The 2,288-nt window shown below is 52.3% G+C and carries 1 rRNA gene; it reads right to left on the bottom strand.

Going from position 1 to position 2,288, the window contains the following annotated elements:
* Positions 1 to 12: 12 nt before the first annotated feature.
* Positions 13 to 2,288: ribosomal RNA gene (locus SB773_RS29725) — 23S ribosomal RNA — on the bottom strand; the annotation flags it as partial.

Genomic DNA, 2,288 nt, shown 5'->3' with positions numbered 1-2,288 from the left:
GCTTCATATTATATGGTTAAGTCCTCGATCTATTAGTATTCGTCAGCTCCACATGTCACCATGCTTCCACCTCGAACCTATCAACCTGATCATCTTTCAGGGATCTTACTAGCTTACGCTATGGGAAATCTCATCTTGAGGGGGGCTTCATGCTTAGATGCTTTCAGCACTTATCCCTTCCGCACATAGCTACCCAGCTATGCCCTTGGCAGAACAACTGGTACACCAGCGGTGCGTCCATCCCGGTCCTCTCGTACTAAGGACAGCTCCTCTCAAATTTCCTGCGCCCACGACGGATAGGGACCGAACTGTCTCACGACGTTCTGAACCCAGCTCGCGTACCGCTTTAATGGGCGAACAGCCCAACCCTTGGGACCGACTACAGCCCCAGGATGCGATGAGCCGACATCGAGGTGCCAAACCTCCCCGTCGATGTGGACTCTTGGGGGAGATAAGCCTGTTATCCCCGGGGTAGCTTTTATCCGTTGAGCGATGGCCCTTCCATGCGGAACCACCGGATCACTAAGCCCGACTTTCGTCCCTGCTCGACTTGTAGGTCTCGCAGTCAAGCTCCCTTATGCCTTTGCACTCTACGAATGATTTCCAACCATTCTGAGGGAACCTTTGGGCGCCTCCGTTACACTTTAGGAGGCGACCGCCCCAGTCAAACTGCCCACCTGACACTGTCTCCCGGGTCGATGAGACCCGTAGGTTAGAATTTCAATACAGTCAGGGCGGTATCCCACCAGCGCCTCCACCGAAGCTAGCGCTCCGGTTTCAATGGCTCCCGCCTATCCTGTACAAACTGTACCAAAATTCAATATCAGGCTACAGTAAAGCTCCACGGGGTCTTTCCGTCCTGTCGCGGGTAACCTGCATCTTCACAGGTACTATAATTTCACCGAGTCTCTGGTTGAGACAGTGCCCAAATCGTTACACCTTTCGTGCGGGTCGGAACTTACCCGACAAGGAATTTCGCTACCTTAGGACCGTTATAGTTACGGCCGCCGTTTACTGGGGCTTCAGTTCAGAGCTTCGCTTACGCTAACCCCTCTCCTTAACCTTCCAGCACCGGGCAGGTGTCAGCCCCTATACTTCGCCTTACGGCTTCGCAGAGACCTGTGTTTTTGCTAAACAGTCGCTTGGGCCTATTCACTGCGGCTTTCCGTTAAGAAAGCACCCCTTCTCCCGAAGTTACGGGGTCATTTTGCCGAGTTCCTTAACCAGAGTTCTCTCGCACACCTTAGGATTCTCTCCTCGCCTACCTGTGTCGGTTTGCGGTACAGGCACCTTTTATCTCGCTAGAAGCTTTTCTTGGCAGCGGGGAATCAAAGACTTCGCTCCATAAGGAGCTTCCCCATCACAGCTCAGCCTTCACGATAAGCGGATTTGCCTACTTATCAGCCTAACTGCTTGGACGTGCACAACCAATCGCACGCTTCTTCTATCCTTCTGCGTCCCTCCATTGCTCAAACGATAAAGAGGTGGTACAGGAATATCAACCTGTTGTCCATCGCCTACGCCTGTCGGCCTCGGCTTAGGTCCTGACTAACCCTGAGCGGACGAGCCTTCCTCAGGAAACCTTAGGCATTCGGTGGACGGGATTCTCACCCGTCTTTCGCTACTCATACCGGCATTCTCACTTCTAAGCGCTCCACCAGTCCTTCCGGTCTGACTTCACTGCACTTAGAACGCTCCCCTACCACTGATACCATTGGTATCAATTCGCAGCTTCGGTGGTGTATTTAGCCCCGGTACATTTTCGGCGCAGAGTCACTCGACTAGTGAGCTATTACGCACTCTTTAAATGGTGGCTGCTTCTGAGCCAACATCCTAGTTGTCTAAGCAACTCCACATCCTTTTCCACTTAATACACACTTTGGGACCTTAGCTGGCGATCTGGGCTGTTTCCCTCTTGACTACGGATCTTATCACTCGCAGTCTGACTCCTAAGGATAAGTCATTGGCATTCGGAGTTTGACTGAATTCGGTAATCCGATGAGGACCCCTAGTTCAATCAGTGCTCTACCTCCAAGACTCTTACACTTAAGGCTAGCCCTAAAGCTATTTCGGGGAGAACCAGCTATCTCCAGGTTCGATTGGAATTTCTCCGCTACCCACACCTCATCCCCGCACTTTTCAACGTGCGTGGGTTCGGGCCTCCATTCAGTGTTACCTGAACTTCACCCTGGACATGGGTAGATCACCTGGTTTCGGGTCTACGACCACGTACTAAACGCCCTATTCAGACTCGCTTTCGCTGCGGCTCCGCCTCTTCAGCTTAACCT

Origin of the sequence: Bacillus sp. SIMBA_074 (assembly GCF_046534555.1) — a bacterium.
In the GTDB taxonomy this organism is placed as follows: Bacteria; Bacillota; Bacilli; order Bacillales; family Bacillaceae_G; genus Bacillus_A; species Bacillus_A mycoides.
This window is presented reverse-complemented; position numbering and strand designations above follow the sequence as displayed.